Here is a 16,059-nt window from a genome sequence, read left to right as displayed (position 1 = left end):
GATGGCGACGGCGCCACGCCGGCTCGGGCGACGGCTGAGGCCCAGAAAGCGGACGATGCCATTGCCGAGGCCGGAAAAGTTATCGAACACCGGCACCGTCGTCGGCAGCGGCGCGACATAATGGGGCGCGTTGCGCAACAGCCGGTCCCGCTCGACCAGCGATTCCTGCACCAGCTTGAATTCGCCGTTCTCAAGATAGCGAAGCCCGCCATGCACCATGCGCGACAGCGCCGAACTGGCCCCGGAGCAATAGTCGTGCTTCTCGACGAGCAGCACACTCAGTCCCTGCAGCGCCAGTTCCCGAAAGACGCTGATGCCGTTGATGCCGCCACCGATGACGCACACGTCCACCTTCGGGCTCTGGCTGAGCCCGTCCAAAATCTCTTGCCGTTTCATGATGGCGATCCGCTACCTGTCCATGTCAGTCAGTTTCGCCGCTATGGCCGTATCGATGGTCGCAAGATCGGCCGCATCCAGCCGGATGGTCCCGGCCCGCGCATTGTCGAGCGCTTGTGCCGGATTGCGCGCCCCGCAAAGTGCAAAGGTGATGCCCGGCTGCGCCAGCGTCCAGGCAATCACGATTTGGGCGATGCTCGCGCCGTGTTTTTCTGCGACCGGCCGGATGGCGTTGGCCAGCGCCGTCGCCTTCTGGCGGTTGTCGACTGAAAAGCGCGGATTGTCCTTGCGCTGGTCATCGCCGGAAAACACACGGTCGGGACCGATGGTGCCGGACAGCAACCCCAGCGCCAGCGACGAGTAGCTCAGCGTCGCAATGCTGTTGGCCTTGGTCAGTGGCAGAAGCTCCGCCTCGATCTCCCGGTCGATCATGCTGAACCGCTCCTGGATCGCATCGAGACCACCGACAGCGATATAGGCATTGAGGTCGTCGGGGCTGACATTGCTTGCGCCGATTGCCCGGATCTTGCCCGATGTGCGCAGGTCTTCCAGCGTCCGCATCGTTTCCTCGACCGAGGTCGTCGGATCCTGCCAATGGGTGATGTAGAGATCGATATAGTCGGTCCCGAGCCGCCTCAGGCTTTCCTCGACCTCGTGCAGGATCGCGTCGCGGCCGAGATAACGGTGGACCGGTTTGCCGTCTTGATCGAAGAAATGACGACCCTTCTGCGTATGCCAGACAAGGCCGCATTTGGTGGCGATGACAGCCTTGTCGCGGCGCCCAGCCAGTGCCTTGCCGACGATCTCCTCGGAACGTCCGAGCCCATAGGCTGGCGCCGTGTCGATCAGCGTCACGCCGGCATCGAGCGATGCCTGGATCGCAGCAATGGATTCGGCCTCATCGGTCCCGCCCCACATCCAGCCGCCGATAGCCCAGGTGCCCAGTCCCACCGCCGAGGCGGAAACGCCGGATTTGCCGATCTCACGTTTCAATTGCTGCCCGCTCATGCCCATTTTCCTTCGCCATTCGCCAGTGCCAGCACCCGCGCACCCGTCGCCTCATCGGTCACCAGCGTATCGAGATGATTGCCCCTGAGAACGCTGAGGATCGGGCCTGCCTTGTTCGGCCCGCTCGCCACACCGATCTTGGTGGGGATCGAGGCGAATTCCGGCAGCGTCAGCGACACCAGCGAACGGTTGAGGCTGTAGTCGCAGACCTGGCCATGATCATCGAGCAGATGCGCCAGCAATTCGCAGGAGGCGCCGGACCGCTCGATCGCGGCGCGGTCGGTGCTTGAGGACGGATGCAGGTCGTAATAGCTCGAATCGTCCGACAGGATCGAGCCAATGCCGACCACCGCCACCTTCGCCTCGCGCGCCCGTTTGAAAACGTCAGCGACGGAACGCATGTTGATCAGCATCGCCCGCTGCTCGGCATCATCGGCAAAGAGAGGCGCATGGATCTGGTAGGAACGTCCCCCAAGCCGGTCGGCCATCAAGGTCGAGACATGATTGACGTCGGTATAGTGTTTACCCTGCACGCAGCCGGTTGCTGGAATGACCTCGACATTGAACCGACGCGGCGGCTGCAGACCGGCAACGACGGCGCTCACCCCTTTGCCGCCGGTGATGCAGATCGTATCGCCGTCGGTGATCTCTTCCAGCAGCAACCTTGCTGCCGCTTCGCCGACGGCCTGGAGCGCCGTCTGCGGATTGTCGGACACGGTCGGCACCACCACGGCGCGGCCGATGCCGCCAAGCGCCCGTAGCCGTTCTTCCATGTCGACCAGCGGCTCGACCGGCGACTTGATCTTGATCTCGACCAGGCCGAGCTGGCGGCCGCGCTTGATCAGGCGGTTGACGGTGGCGTGCGAGATGCCCAGCTGATCGGCAATCTGCGCCTGTGTCAGTCCCTCGAGGAAATGCAGAACCAGAGCCTGGTGCATCTGTCGGGCGATGACGATTTCCTCGCGCGGCGCGTTTGCGGGTTTGAGTTTGGCTATCGGCATATCAGGCAGCCTTCCGCTTGTGCAGGAAATGGTCGATCGAGACGGCGGCAAGCAGAATGCAGCCTTTGATCATGTCTTGCCAATAGACGGACACGTCGAGCAAGATCAACGAGCTTGTTACGACCGACAGCAGGGCAATGCCGAGAATTGCCCCCAAGATCGTGCCGGAGCCGCCATTCAGCGATGCACCGCCGATCACCGCGGCTGCGATGATGTTGAGCTCCATGCCGACCCCAAAGGTCGGGGTCGCGGCACCGAAGCGGGACATGTAGATCACACCGGCAACACCGGACAGCGTGGCGCAGAGCACCGTCACCCAGAACTTCACCTGGTTGGTCTTGATCCCGGAATAGAGCGCCGCTTTCTCATTGCTGCCGGTGTAGAACACCTTGCGGAAGGCGGTTGCCCGGCGCAGCAGGAAATCGAACAGCACGACGACCGCGACAAAAATCAGGATCACATAGGGAACGCCGTAGAACGTGCCCTGCCCGACCGCCTTGAACGAGGGTGGCAAGGTGAACAGCGACAGCGGCGTGCCCTTGGTGATGATCAGGCAGATACCGCGTACGATCACCATCGCCGCAAGCGAGGTGATGAAATGGTTGAGGCCGACCACCGTGACGAAGAAGCCCATGACACAGCCGATCAGGCCGCTGGCAATGATCCCGATCAGGGAAGCGCTCCACGGATCGAGCCCCATCAGGAACAGCGAGCCCGACAGCACCATCGAGAAACAGACGACCGAGCCGACCGACAGGTCGATGCCGCCGACGATCAACAGGATGGTCATGCCGACGACGACGATCCCTTCCACCGAGAACGACATCAGCATCGCCCGGAAGTTGCCGAGCGTCAGAAAATGCGGCGAGGCAAAGCTCATGACGATGCAGAGCGCCAGGATGATCGCGATCAATCCCGCCTCGCGCATCGTTCCCAGCCGTTTCCAGCCGGGCGTGCGTGCCTGATGTACAGCTGCCAACGTAGCGTCCGCCATGACCTTGTCTCCTGCCCCTGCGTTTTCTTTATGCGGCATGCTCTGATGCCTTCGAATTGTTATGACCGCCGATACCCGACGCGAGCCGCATGATCGCTTCTTCCGTCATCGTCTCGCCCTCGACCTCGCCTGCAACCGTGCCCTCGTGGATGACCAGCACCCGGTCGCACAGACCAAGAAGCTCCGGCAGTTCCGACGAGATGACGACGATGCCGATGCCGGAGCCCGCGAGATCGCGCAGCAGCCGATGGATTTCCGATTTGGCGCCGACATCGATGCCGCGGGTTGGCTCGTCCATCAGGATGACCTTGGGATTGACCGCCAGCTGCTTGGCAATCGCCACTTTCTGCTGGTTTCCGCCCGACAGCGACGAGACCGGCATGTCGATGCCACCCATCCGCACGCCGAGCCGCCGGACTAGGTCGTGGGCCCGATCCGCCTCGGCTTTGGAATTCAACAGTCCCAGCGGTCCGGTCAGCGATTTCAAATCGAGAACGGCAATGTTCTGGGCGATGGAAAGATCAAGGAAAATGCCGGAGCCTTTCCGATCTTCCGACAGATAGACGACACCCGCCTGCGCGGCCTGCGCATAGGAGTGCGCCCACAGCCGCTGTCCATGCAATTGCACCTCGCCGTCGATTACCGGCCGCAATCCGCAAATGCCTTCGGCTATCTCGGTGCGGCCCGAGCCGATGAGCCCGCCGATGCCGAGAATTTCACCCTTGCGCAGGTCGAAGCTCACATCCGTGAAGCGGCTACCGTCGCCGAGATCGCGGACGCTCAAAATGATCTCGTCGGTCCGCTCCGCCAGCGCCTGCTTTTCCGGATAGAGCTGGGTGATCTCGCGTCCGACCATGCGGCGCACCACATCATCCGGCGTCAATTCCGCCACCATTTCCGTCGAGACATAGCGGCCATCGCGAAAGACGGTGACCCGGTCGCACAGGCTGAAGATTTCGGCCATGCGGTGGCTGATATAGATGATCGAAATACCCTGCGCCTTGAGGTCGCGGATGATTTCGAACAGGATCTGGGTCTCCGATTCCGTCAAAGCCGCCGTCGGTTCGTCGAAGATCAGCACGCGACAATCGAGCGTCAGTGCCTTGGCGATCTCGACAAGCTGCTGGCTGGAAATCGACAAATCACCGACTTTGCGGCGCACGTCGATTGGTGCCAGACGATTCATCACGACCTGCGCATCCCGCTCCAGCCGGCCATAATTCATGAAAGGCGAGCGGCGGCGGTTGGTCGCTGCCATGAACATGTTCTCGGCCACCGTCGCATCGGGGCAGAGCGCGATTTCCTGATGCACGAGGCCAAGCCCGAGCGATTGCGCCACGGCCGGCGACGTCACCTTTACCGGCGCGCCATCGACGAGAACGTCGCCCTCGGTCGGCTGCAGCACGCCGGCAATGATGTTCATCAGCGTCGACTTGCCCGCGCCGTTTTCGCCGCAAAGCGCATGAACCTCGCCCTTCTCCAGGCTGAAGCTCACATCCGTCAACGCCTTCACCGCCCCGAAGTGCTTGCTGACATTGCGGATTTCCAGAACCGGCACCGACGCCATCATCGTCTCCTCCTCACGCTCGCGGTGGCTGTCCGGAGTTTCCTGCCCCCGGACAGCCGGCACAAAGGCTTACTCCTCGATGCCTTTGGTGCCCCGCCGCTTCAGATACTTGTCCCAGTAGAAATCGTCGGCATTATCAGCCGTGACGATCGACAGGCCGTTGTCGACGAACGGAATGCTCATCGGGTTGAAGCCGGCGCGCTTGGCGTCGTTCATCGGGTCGATGAGTTCCGGATGCTTGGCAAGCCACAAAAGCATGAAGCCCATGTAACCCTGCATGCCCTGGTTCGGATTGATCGAACCGAACACTTCGCCCGCCTTGATCATGTCGAGGATGTTGGCATTGACGTCGGCGCACATCACGAGGATCTTGCCGCCGCTTTCCTTGTTGGCCTGCGAAGCGCCGATGGCCGAATTCGCTTCCGGCATGAAGACGGCCCCAATATTCGGATGGGCCTGCACCAAGCTCATCAGGCCCTGATAGGCCTTGTTCGGGTCCTGGTTGGACGCAGCGCGGCCGACCAGCTTCATATCAGGATATTTTTCCTCCATACGGGCGATGAAGGCGGCGATACGCTTGTCGTGGTTGTCCTGGCCCGGATTTTCCAGAACGGCATATTCACCCTTGCCACCCATCTTTTCGGCAATCGCGTCGGCCGCATAGGTGCCTTCGCGGGTATTGTCCGAGGTGACGAACGAGATGCGCTTGGAAAGCGGCGCATCGGCCGCGAAGGTCACGACCGCCGTGCCCTGGTCGATCGCCCGGTTGATCGGCTCGATGAACGGATCGGAGTTCATCGGATGAACGAGGATACCGGCCGGGTTCTGGGCCAGCGCCTGGTCGAAGGTGGCGATCTGCTTGTTGACGTCATATTCCGGCGTGCCGGTATAGGCGGTCTCGCAGCCGAGCTGCTGACCGGCCTGCTTGAACATTTCATAGACCGGGAACCAATATTCGACGCCCGATACCATGACGTTCATGACGTATTTTTCACCCGGCTTGCAGCGGAACGGATTTTCCGTGCCCGCGCTGGCCACGCCGGCCAAAAGCGTCGATGCAAGGACCGCCAACGCGGTCGTGCTTAGAAATTTGCGCAAGTTTCCTCCTCGAGGCCGAAGCCCCTCCCAAATATCCGGCGGCGCCTCAGCGGCTGCCGATGATCCATTGAAGACCGGAGTTCCTCCTCGAAGTCCGGTATGGGCAGATAATCGCAACGGCAGAGCTCTGTCAATATAATTCATACTGTGAAATATATTTCAGGTATCGACGTTCTGAATGGCGATTGATGCCGCCTTCCGGCGCTCGAAGACATCGAGAAGCGGCATTGATGTCGCTGCATCGATTTGCCTGAAGACGGTCGCTCGAAGGCCGAAGCGGACCTTCCTCGCACGCGCAGCCGTTTTGGCAAGAATCTGAAGGGTAAAGACTAAGACCGCCGGAGCCTTTGATGGACGATTGTCTGGGCTCCGCAAGTTCTGCATTTCATCGCCTTCGGCAGGTCGAAACGCTGGTCAGAGACTCTCTAGAAGAACCCCAAAAGTAGGCCGCCATTCGTAGATATCGACGCTGCCGTAAACACCGGATTGGACGAAGGGATCTCCTGCGCTGAACGCCTCGAACTCCGCGAGCGTTTCGACTTCCGCGATCACCAAGGCGGTAGAACCCTTGCCCTCCGCCGACGGTGTAGAGGGTCCGGAAAGCAGGATGCGGATCGCCGCGCCTCGCAGATAGGCCTTGTGTTCGTCGATCAATCGGGAACGTTCGGCAGCCTTGCCGGGGTCGGATACCGCATAGCGGGCAACGATCATTCTCCACTCTCCACTGGCGTCAGCACGAAATCGAAATCGGAACGCCAGACCGTCGCACGATCGACACGCTCGAAAGGCGCAACCAGGCTGTTTTTCACCCCAAACACCGTATCGGATCCCAGATAGGGATCGTCGCCGACAAAGGTGTGGGTTACCAGCTTCCGATAACCTGAAGCCGTGATCAGGTAATGGGTATGGGCAGGACGGTAGGGATGGCGGCCGAGGGAGGTCAGCATCTGGCCGACCGGGCCGTCATCCGGAATCGGATAGGAAACCGGCTTTATGCCGACGAAACTATAGGTGCCATCTGCGCTGGTGACGAAGATGCCCCGGTTGTTCCACTTCGGCTGGATGTCCGGCTGCTGGACATCGTAGAAGCCATCGGAATTATCCGACCATACATCGATCTGGGCTCCCTCGATCGGATTGCCGTTAAGATCCAGCACTCGCCCGATGAAGAGACAGCTCTCGCCCTTGCCGTCGAGAGAGATGTTTTCACCCATCTGCCGTATGGGCGCGCCGTCGACATGGAACGGCCCGAACACGGTATTTTCCGTGGCGCCCGGCGGACGCCGGTTGTTGATTGCATCCACCAGCATCGACAAACCCAGCGTATCGCTGAGCAGGATGAACTCCTGTCGCTCGTCATGACAGAGATGGCCGGTTCGGGTCAGAAAGCCGATGGCCAACTCCCATTCCTCCTGGGCCAGGCTGATATCCTTGGCAAAGGCATGCAGGTGCCTGACAAGCGACGCCATGATTTCGGCCAGACGCGGATTAATGTCCCGCCCCATCCGCGAGTTGACGGCCTCCGCGGATCTCTCTTCGCTGAAATATTCGGGCACGTGGCCATCCTCCAAAGCGTTAACGCGGCCGCGCGCCCTCCCAGGCGCTCTCCAACAAAACCCGGATCGCTTCCCGTTCGATCGGGCGCGGGTTCCAGTAGGGGTTCTGGGCGGCGAGTTCCGCCGCAGGGTCCAGATCGGCTTCCTTCATACCCAGATCGCGCAGCGCCAAGGGGGCGCCGATCGAAGCGGCAAAATCATAAAGACCGCCGCCCAGCGAGCCGCCAAAAAGATCGGTAGCGGGTTCTAACGCATCCGCTGCGGCCTCCGCATTGTAGGCGGCAGAATGGGGAAGAATGACCGCATGGGTTTCCGCATGCGGCAGATCGAAGCTACCGCCTAGCGTATGGCAGAGCTTGTGATGCAGGGCCATGCCTACCGCTCCGAGCACCGTGCCGCACAGCCAGGAACCGTAAAGCGCTTCGCTTCGCGGCTCGATGTCCCCAGGGGCATTGACGATTTGAGGTAAAGCCTGCTTCAGCGCGCGCAGGCCCTCGACCGCCATCATCGACGAAATTGGATTGCGATCCTGTGCATAGAGACCTTCGACCGCATGCGCCATTGCATTGAGCCCGCTGCTGACGCTGATGTTGACCGGCAATCCCAATGTCAATTCTGGGTCGTAGATCACCACTTCGGGCAGGATGCCAGGCCCGCGGACCGTCGTCTTCTGCCCGTTTTCTGTCTGGCCGAGGATCGGTGTAACCTCCGATCCCGCATAGGTCGTCGCCACCACGATTTGTGGCGCGTCGTTGCGATAGGCGATCGCCTTGCCGAGACCGATCGTAGATCCGCCGCCGATTGCGACCACGCAATCGGCGCCGGCCAAGTTGTATGCCGCAATCGCGCGCTCGGTCACATCGACCGGCGTATGCATCGTCGCATCGTGGAATAGTCCCGCCGCAAGCGGACCGAGGGTAGCAGCGATCCGTTCGGCCTCCGCTTTCTGGTGCGGGGTCGAAAGGATCAGCGCGCGCTTGCCGCCCTGCCCTGCAATCGCCTCGGCGAGACGGTTCAACGAGCCGCTCCCGAAGAAGACCTGGGCCGCGCTGGCCGTGTATCTGAAAGGTGCAACCATGCTATCGATCGAGTTTGAATAGCGAAACCGCGTTGGTGCGACCGATCTTCAGACGGTCGGCCTCGGAGATGGTCGTGCTGTCGAACCAGTTTGCAGCATGGTCGACGTTCTCGAATGGCCAGTCTGTCGAGAACAGAATTCGGTCCGCGCCGATTTCCAGCATAGCATCGATAAGCGATTGCGTGCGGAAGTTCCCCGACGTCGTGATGTAGAAATTCTCGTTGAAATAATCGGCAATCGGGCGTTTGGCCGGATAATTCTTTTCCACCTTGACCCACGCATTCCGGTTGTCGATGCGCCACATCATGTACGGCAGCCCCTCGCCCATGTGACCAACGATGATCCGCAAAGCCGGATGTTCGTCAAACAGGCCGGATCCCATCAAACGTAACGCATGAACAGCGGTCTCCTGCGCGAACGCCCATGTCGGACCCATCAGCCAGGAATGGCCGGCATAGATCCGGCTATCCTGCGGCAACGGGTTGCGCGGATGCAGATAGAAGGGAACGTTGAGTTTTTCGACTTCCGCCCAGAACGGACGATATTGCGGCAGGTCGTAGTAGAGCGGCGTCGTTCCGTCGCCTTCCTGCGAGAAGCCATTGACCAGTGCGCCGACGAAACCCAGCGTTGTCACGCAGCGCTGCAATTCCTGCGCGGCCGCATCTGGATCCTGCAGGGGCAAAGCTGCAAATCCCAGGAAACGGTTCGGGTTCTTGACGCATTGCTCCGCCAGAAAGTCGTTGGCGCGCCGGGAAATTTCCAGGGCCTTTGCCTTATCTGGGATCGCCTGCACGGCCGGAGCGTTCAGCGACAGGATCATTTTCTCAATGCCGTGGGCATCCATCAGCCGCAAACGCTTGTCCTGGATATCCAGAAGACGGGCGGACAGTTCCGTCCAGTAGTCGCCCGGCACGAATCCAGCCGAATCCTGTAGCGTCTCGGGAATGGCGAAATGTTCTTCAAGCGCGATCTTGCCTTGCACGATATGCTCTCTTTCCTGTCTTAAGTCGAAACAATGGGGATGGCGGATCAGAATTGTCCCTTGGGCGGTAGACCGAGCAGCTGCTGGCCGACCATGGTGCCCACGGCATCCCAGTTCATGGAAATATGGCGCCCGACGGCATTTGCATCGCGCCATGCCCGCTGGACAGGATTGGACATCTGGAGGCCGAGGCCGCCTGTCGATGCATTGAGTGCTTCCACGGCCCGAAGGGCCAGGCTGACCGCAAAGGACTGGCTACGACGGGCGAGAATCCGATCGTCCTCGGTGATCTCGCCGGTGCCATCCTCGCGGGCCTGGGCCAGTTGCTGCGCCCGGGCAATATCGCGCAGAATGATTTCGCGGGCGGCATCCACGGATGCGGAGGCTTCCGCCACGCGAAGCTGGATCGTCGGAAATTCCGCGATCTTGTTGTTGCCACCGGCCACTGCACCACGTGTCACACGGGCCCCCATATGGTCGATATAGCTCTCCAATGCGCCCTTCGCCGCACCGACGGCTGCGCTGCCGAGGCAGAACGGAACCCCCATGAGCAGCGGAATGTTGAAAAGGCCGATACCCTTGTAGCCACGTCCGCCCGGYGTTCTGCCGGAGGTCGCATCCGGAAAGCTCAGCATGCGGTATTCCGGAACGAAGACATCCTTGAGGATCAGGCTTTTTGAGCCGGTGCCCGCGAGGCCGACAACGTCCCAGGTCTCGGCAATGGCATAATCGCTGGCGGGAACCAGAAGGAACGCCGGCACAGGACGCTCCCCCTCGCCATTTGGCGGAATGATCGCCGCACAGAGCGCCCACTGGGCATTTTCGCATCCGCTTGCAAAGGCCCAATCGCCGGTTAACCGGAAGCCACCGTCGACGCGTTCCGCCATGCGGACCGGCGCATAGGAACCGCAGAGCAGCGCATCCGGATTGCTGCCCCACACTTCCTGCTGAACCCTTTCATCGAACATGGCGAGGAGCCATTGATGCGCCGAAAGGAGGCCGGCAACCCAGCCGGTGGAGGCACAGGCCGACGACAGTTGGATATTTGCATCGACAAGCTCGGCAAACGATCCTTCGTCGCCACCGAAACGGGCAGGCTTGACGATATCGAAATAGCCGGCGGAGCGCAGCAGATCAATATTGCGTGCCGGCACGCGGCCGGATTTTTCCGTGTCGCGCGCGCCGGCACTGATCTCGTCCAACACCGGGGCGATACGATCTGCAAGACATGCGTTCTCAACCCGCGCCGAGGCGGGAAACAGGGCAGCTGTATTGTTCATGGAACTACCTTCAGTTCTGGGATGCAGGAAGCGCGTGCTGTGGCGCGCAATATTTCGAGTTCTCGTACATCAGCGCGGTCGTGTCGTCGGAATGGCGTGTATCCACCACCTGCCCGATGAAGATCGTGTGCGTTCCATAGGGAACCGCGCCCATACGGCGGCAGACAACCGAGGCATGAGCGGAGCCCAGCACCATCATGCCGCGCTCATGGCGAACCCAATCGGCAGCATCGAAGCGACGCTCAGGCGCAATCTTGCCGCTGAACCCTTCCGATACGGCTGCCTGCCTGTCGGTCAGAACGCTGACTGCGAATTCCGGCACCTCGAGCAGCATGTCGTGCAGGTAGGTGCGATTGTTCAGGCAGATAATGAGAGATGGCGGATCCATCGAAAGTGATGTGACGGCAGTAGCCGTCATTCCATGATCGGCACCGTTGCGACAGGCGGAAATGACCGTCACCGTTGCCGGGAAACGGCGCATGGTCGATCGAAACGCATCGCTGATCGGTGCGGGGGCCGGCGCTATGCCGAGGGCAGCAGTGGCAGACATGATTTCCTCCCGTGTCTCCTTGGTGTCCAAATTATTGCATTTGCAACTATTGTCAATGCAAATTTAGAAATTAGACGGGAAAATGCTTGATCTACCCAGCCGTTCTCGGCAGCAGAAAGCCAATCGTGTTGTCATCCCGGTAATTTAGGTGCATGTCGGAGGGAGCCCTCAGCAAGCCGAATCCCGCCAGCAGACAGAGACATGTACAAACTTACCGATTCCGTTCCCTATCTTCTCAATCGCGCCGGCGTGCGGATAGCCGAGGTATTCGCGCAGAGAATCGCCGAAGACAATCTCAGCGTGGCGATGTACCGGGTCCTGGCCATGCTCAAGGAACGCCGGGAGAGCACCCTGGGGGATCTCGCCGACGTCGTCTCTGTCGAGATTTCGACGCTTTCGCGCCTCGTCGGTACATTGGCCAAGCGCAAGCTGGTGTCGCGAACACGTCCGGAAGATAACGGCCGTATCGTCATCGTAAGGCTGACCCCGCAGGGCGAGGCGATGACGGAAAGGCTTATGCCGCTTGCCGTGGAACTTGAACGCACCGCGGTGCAGGACATGTCGGACGAAGAGGTCGCAGCCCTGAAGAAGGCGCTGCGCCGCATGCACAGCAACCTGCCGGCAATATCCGGAAAAGGAAAAGTTGCGAGCTGAAAAGTTTGCAGTTGCAAATATTTTATTCGCAAGTATTTAATAGCGTGTCATCGTTGTCTTGACATCGCCCTCTCACGGGCGAGTCTGGCGCTGGGAGGAACCACGCCGGCAACGATCCAGGAGGATTTGTACATGGATCGACGCGGACCTGCCGCTGGCAGGAGCGTACTTCTTGTACTCAAATGTATGGGGAGGGAAAATTGGCCATACAAGATCTCGCTATTATCAAGGAACACGTTCGCAGCCCGAATATCATCATCGCTCTTTGCGGTCTGCTGATCCTGTTCGACGGCTATGACCTGATCGTCTACGGCGCCGTCGCGCCGGCATTGCTCGGCGAAGCCAGCTGGGGCCTGACGCCCGGCCTGGTGGGACGCGCTGCCTCCATCACCCTGTTCGGTATGCTGCTGGGCGCTCTCGTTGCCGGAACACTCGCTGACAGGATAGGTCGCCGCAAGGTCATCATAGGCAGCCTGCTGAGCTTCTCCGTTATGATGATCGGCAGCGGTCTTGCGCCGAGCTTTCTCATTTTCGAGGGAACACGCTTTCTCGCCGGTCTGGGCCTTGGAGCTCTTTTTCCCACGGTAACCGCTTTAATCATCGAGTTTTCTCCGCCGAAGCGGAAGGCAATAGCCTACTCGATTGCTCTTCTCGGTTATCTGGCTGGCGGCATCATCTCGGGTATCCTCGGAATGCTGCTGGTGCAGACATACGGATGGCGTCCACTGATGATCATCGGCGGCGCACCGATCCTGCTTCTGCCCTTCTTCATCCGCCTCATCCCCGAATCCCCTGAATGGCTGGCAACGAAGAACCGCCAGACCGAAGCCAATCAGATTGCAAACCAGTACGGGCTGCCCGATCCCGTCGCCAGGCCTGTTGCGTCACGCCAGGTCGGCATCCGGTCGCTGTTTTCCGAAGGTCGCCTGCTGCCGACATTGAACGCATGGGGCATCCACTTCTGTTCGCTTCTGCTCACATTCGGCATGGTCAACTGGCTTCCGACCATCATGAACAAGATGGGCTATGACCTCGGTTCTGCCCTGCTCTTCTCGGTAACGCTCAATCTCGGAGCCGCAGTCGGCCTCCTGATCGGCGCAAGGATTGCCGACCGCGGAAACGTCAAGATAGTCGTTGCAGGGATGTTTCTTGTCGGAGCCGGCTCGATCTGGTTGCTGACGCAGGTGGATCAGGGCCTCCAGGTCTATGGTCTCGTCGCACTTGCAGGTACGGGAACGATCGGCACGCAGATCCTCGCCAACGTTCTCGTTGGAAACCTCTATCCGGTCGAAATCCGTGGAACCGGCCTTGGCTTCTCGCTCGGCATCGGCCGTATCGGAGGCATGATAGGACCGGCCATCGGCGGTGCGGTTCTGGGTGCAGGCCTGGCTCCGCAGTGGAACTTCTACATCTTCGCATCGGTAGCAGCCTTGGGATGCATGCTCGCACTCATGACGTTGCTGTATCGAAAAAAGGCTGATTGACGGCCAGGTTGTCGGCAGGCCTGCATCCAGAACCTGCCGACAAGTGGGCACAAGTGCCTAAAGAGACATCTCGCTGCCCAATTCGAGTGCAATCGCTTCAAACTGACCATTGACATCGGCAGTGTTAAGGCAGAAGCCGCATTCGGCCGCGCATGCGCGGCCGTTTTTGCGAGGATGCCACAGATGAAGACCCAGACGGGTGTCGCCAACGCCGGAAACCTGATCATAACAGGCGTCGTGCTGATGCTGCTCGGCGATCTGCTCTTTGCACTGAACGATGCAATGGGCAAATGGCTGGTCGCGAGCTTTGCCGTCGGCCAGGTGCTGGTGATCCGCTCGGTCGGCGCTTTCATCGTGCTCGGACCAATGATCCTCCGGCAAGGGCCGATGGCCCTGTTTCGCGTCGAGCAGAAAGGCCTCCAGTTCATACGTGTTTTGATGGCGACTTGCGATGTCGCGCTGTTTTATGCTGCCGTCGCCTATCTGCCGCTCGCAGATGTGATGACCTTCTATATGGCGGGACCGATCTATATCGCGGCGCTCTCGCATTTCTTTCTCGGAGAAAAGATCGGTTGGCGCCGTTGGCTGGCTGTTCTGATCGGCTTTGCAGGCGTCGTCATCGCGCTGCGTCCATCCACGGCGATGCTGTCGCTTCCATCGCTCTTCGGTCTTGTAGGCAGCTTTGCCTTTGCGCTGTCTCTGGTGATGAGCCGCTATCTGCGCTCGACCAGCGATACCACTCTGGTGACATGGCAGACGATTGCGGCCCTCGCGATCGGTATCGTCTTGAGCATTGGCCACTGGCAGCCGGCAACGCTCGTCGATTGGTCCGGCATGCTGCTGCTCGGGATCGTCGCCTCCTGCGCGCATCTGCTCATCACGCGCTCGCTGAAGCTCGCACCGGCATCGCTGCTCGCGCCGCTTCAATATACGCTGCTGCTCTGGGCAATCGTCCTCGGCTACCTCTTCTTCAACGATGTTCCCGATATGCAGATCATCATCGGTGCCGCGATCATCGTCGTTGCAGGGCTGTTCATCTTCCACCGGAAGAATCTGAAAGAGACGGTTCCGACTGAGGCCGTCCCGCCCGACGGCCATTGAAGCTATAGCGCTGCGTATCTGTAGCTTCCGTGGACTTTCCACGGAACAATCTGGACGCTTGCACGCTACTCCCGAGCATTCAAACATGGGAGATTTCAATGGCATCCATGACCCTCGAAGACCTATCCTCGCAACTGAAGAAGATCGATTTCTGCATGCTGTCGACGAACGCCGGGTCGGGCCGCATCTCGGCCCGACCGATGAGCAACAACGGCGACGTCGAATATGATGGGGATTCCTGGTTCTTTTCCTATGAAGACAGCAGAAAAATCACGGAGATCGAAGGCGTCGGCACCGTCTCGCTGACGTTCACGGCGCCTCCCAGCCTCCTCGGCAAGCCGGGGATTTTCATTGCTGTCGAGGGCGTCGCTTCGCTGGTACGGGATAAGGCGGCACTCGAAGAACATTGGATCCCCGATCTCGAGCGGTGGTTTCCTGACGGAGTGGACACTCCTGGGATCGTTCTCATCAAGGTTTCAGCGTCCTCCATCCGGTACTGGGATGGTGAGGAAAACGGCGAGGTCGCCCTGGCTCGCTCAGCGAGTTAAGGTAATGGCATAAAGGGTGCCCTACTCCGCGGACGGCTCCTCCCAGCCGAAGACGCTCCGGCCGCCGAAATCTGCGGATTGGCGAAATTCGCAGGCGATGATTTCCTTGAGGTCGGGACCCGTCACATAGCGTTCCAGCTGCCTGGATTGGTCGTCCAGGCGCTTGAGCGCCTGCAACTCCTCCTCGCGTCCCAGCCTGCCCTTCTGCACCGCCGATTTCATCACGGCGATCGTCTCGTCATAAACTTTGAGCGGGACCGGAAAAGGATGGCGATCCTTGCCGCCATGGGCGATCGAGAAGCGCGCCGGATCGGAAAATCGGCAGGGCGCACCGTGCACGACTTCCGCCACCATCGCCAGAGCGTTCACCGTGCGGGCACCGACGCCGGGAACGAGCAGCAACTCTTGGAAATCCGCTGGCCCGCGGTCGGCGGCGGCGGCCAGATTTCCGTGCAGGCGCCGCATGTTGACGTCACTCTCGCGGACATCGTGATGGGCAGGCATGATCAGGTGCGGCAGCATCGGCTGTTCGGCGGGTTCGGGCGCCGGCGCTTCGGCACGCAGCAGTGCGGCGGCTTCACGGATGATTCGGTCGGGACCGAGGGTCGCCAGCAGATCGAGCTGACCGCGCCGCGAGCGTTCGGCGCGCCTGTCGGCAAGATTGACGATCTCGCCCTGGCTCCGTCCCTCGATTGCCGCATGCGGCGAGTCGACGAAGCTCTCCAGCCCTTCGGACAGCCAGTGATACCGCCGGGCCTGACG

The 16,059-nt window shown here is 60.4% G+C and carries 17 protein-coding genes; 4 read left to right on the top strand and 13 right to left on the bottom strand.

Going from position 1 to position 16,059, the window contains the following annotated elements:
• The 12 genes from AC1D1Z_RS26845 to AC1D1Z_RS26790 form a co-directional block, all read right to left on the bottom strand.
• On the bottom strand, positions 1-396 hold a 396-nt coding region (locus tag AC1D1Z_RS26845), incomplete at its 3' end, for an FAD-dependent oxidoreductase (protein WP_477852109.1).
• Positions 397-408: 12 nt separating this feature from the next.
• Positions 409-1,404 (bottom strand): aldo/keto reductase, encoded by a 996-nt coding sequence (locus AC1D1Z_RS26840; RefSeq protein ID WP_018245850.1) that lies wholly within the window; start codon positions 1,402-1,404, stop codon positions 409-411.
• On the bottom strand, positions 1,401-2,405 hold the full coding sequence (locus AC1D1Z_RS26835; RefSeq protein ID WP_011649510.1) for a sugar-binding transcriptional regulator: 1,005 nt from the start codon (positions 2,403-2,405) through the stop codon (positions 1,401-1,403). Before AC1D1Z_RS26835 ends, AC1D1Z_RS26840 begins: the two co-directional genes overlap by 4 nt.
• 1 nt (position 2,406) lies before the next feature.
• Positions 2,407-3,399 (bottom strand): ABC transporter permease, encoded by a 993-nt coding sequence (locus AC1D1Z_RS26830; protein ID WP_018245851.1) that lies wholly within the window; start codon positions 3,397-3,399, stop codon positions 2,407-2,409.
• A 28-nt stretch (positions 3,400-3,427) separates the two neighbouring features.
• Positions 3,428-4,966, bottom strand: a complete 1,539-nt coding sequence (locus tag AC1D1Z_RS26825; protein WP_020493436.1) for a sugar ABC transporter ATP-binding protein — start codon at positions 4,964-4,966, stop codon at positions 3,428-3,430.
• Positions 4,967-5,035: 69 nt separating this feature from the next.
• Complete coding sequence (locus tag AC1D1Z_RS26820; RefSeq protein ID WP_018245853.1) at positions 5,036-6,064, bottom strand: substrate-binding domain-containing protein; 1,029 nt, start codon at positions 6,062-6,064, stop codon at positions 5,036-5,038.
• A gap of 414 nt (positions 6,065-6,478) precedes the next feature.
• Positions 6,479-6,775 (bottom strand): YciI family protein, encoded by a 297-nt coding sequence (locus AC1D1Z_RS26815; RefSeq protein ID WP_018245855.1) that lies wholly within the window; start codon positions 6,773-6,775, stop codon positions 6,479-6,481.
• Positions 6,772-7,620, bottom strand: coding sequence for a dioxygenase family protein (locus tag AC1D1Z_RS26810; RefSeq protein WP_026188712.1), 849 nt, complete (start codon positions 7,618-7,620; stop codon positions 6,772-6,774). Before AC1D1Z_RS26810 ends, AC1D1Z_RS26815 begins: the two co-directional genes overlap by 4 nt.
• A 19-nt stretch (positions 7,621-7,639) precedes the next feature.
• Positions 7,640-8,698 (bottom strand): maleylacetate reductase, encoded by a 1,059-nt coding sequence (locus AC1D1Z_RS26805; RefSeq protein WP_018245857.1) that lies wholly within the window; start codon positions 8,696-8,698, stop codon positions 7,640-7,642.
• A 1-nt stretch (position 8,699) separates the two neighbouring features.
• On the bottom strand, positions 8,700-9,680 hold the full coding sequence (gene tsdA, locus AC1D1Z_RS26800; protein ID WP_018245858.1) for a gamma-resorcylate decarboxylase: 981 nt from the start codon (positions 9,678-9,680) through the stop codon (positions 8,700-8,702).
• A 47-nt stretch (positions 9,681-9,727) separates the two neighbouring features.
• The gene (locus tag AC1D1Z_RS26795; RefSeq protein ID WP_018245859.1) at positions 9,728-10,960 is read right to left on the bottom strand and encodes a flavin-dependent monooxygenase; all 1,233 of its coding nucleotides are present in this window, start codon (positions 10,958-10,960) and stop codon (positions 9,728-9,730) included.
• A gap of 10 nt (positions 10,961-10,970) precedes the next feature.
• On the bottom strand, positions 10,971-11,510 hold the full coding sequence (locus tag AC1D1Z_RS26790) for a flavin reductase family protein (RefSeq protein WP_018245860.1): 540 nt from the start codon (positions 11,508-11,510) through the stop codon (positions 10,971-10,973).
• 201 nt (positions 11,511-11,711) lie between these two features.
• Between AC1D1Z_RS26790 and AC1D1Z_RS26785 the strand changes: the two genes are divergently transcribed.
• From AC1D1Z_RS26785 to AC1D1Z_RS26770, 4 genes are all read left to right on the top strand, one after another.
• Positions 11,712-12,164: a MarR family winged helix-turn-helix transcriptional regulator gene (locus AC1D1Z_RS26785; RefSeq protein ID WP_018245861.1), complete on the top strand. Its 453-nt coding sequence runs from the start codon at positions 11,712-11,714 to the stop codon at positions 12,162-12,164.
• Positions 12,165-12,346: 182 nt separating this feature from the next.
• Positions 12,347-13,648 carry an MFS transporter gene (locus tag AC1D1Z_RS26780; RefSeq protein WP_018245862.1) on the top strand — a complete coding sequence of 434 codons (1,302 nt, stop codon included), beginning with the start codon at positions 12,347-12,349 and terminating at the stop codon, positions 13,646-13,648.
• A gap of 183 nt (positions 13,649-13,831) precedes the next feature.
• A complete protein-coding gene (locus tag AC1D1Z_RS26775; RefSeq protein WP_018245863.1) occupies positions 13,832-14,749 on the top strand; it encodes a DMT family transporter in 918 nt (305 codons plus the stop codon).
• Between the two features lie 98 nt (positions 14,750-14,847).
• Positions 14,848-15,297 (top strand): pyridoxamine 5'-phosphate oxidase family protein, encoded by a 450-nt coding sequence (locus tag AC1D1Z_RS26770; protein WP_018245864.1) that lies wholly within the window; start codon positions 14,848-14,850, stop codon positions 15,295-15,297.
• A gap of 21 nt (positions 15,298-15,318) precedes the next feature.
• Here AC1D1Z_RS26770 and AC1D1Z_RS26765 read toward each other — a convergent pair.
• Positions 15,319-16,059 (bottom strand): DUF763 domain-containing protein (locus AC1D1Z_RS26765; protein WP_477852101.1); only part of this gene is annotated, 741 nt, incomplete at its 5' end.

It is taken from the genome of Rhizobium sp. P1_E1, from assembly GCF_056406015.1.
The sequence above is the reverse complement of the archived record's forward strand: the minus strand, read 5'-3'. Positions and strand labels throughout refer to the sequence as shown.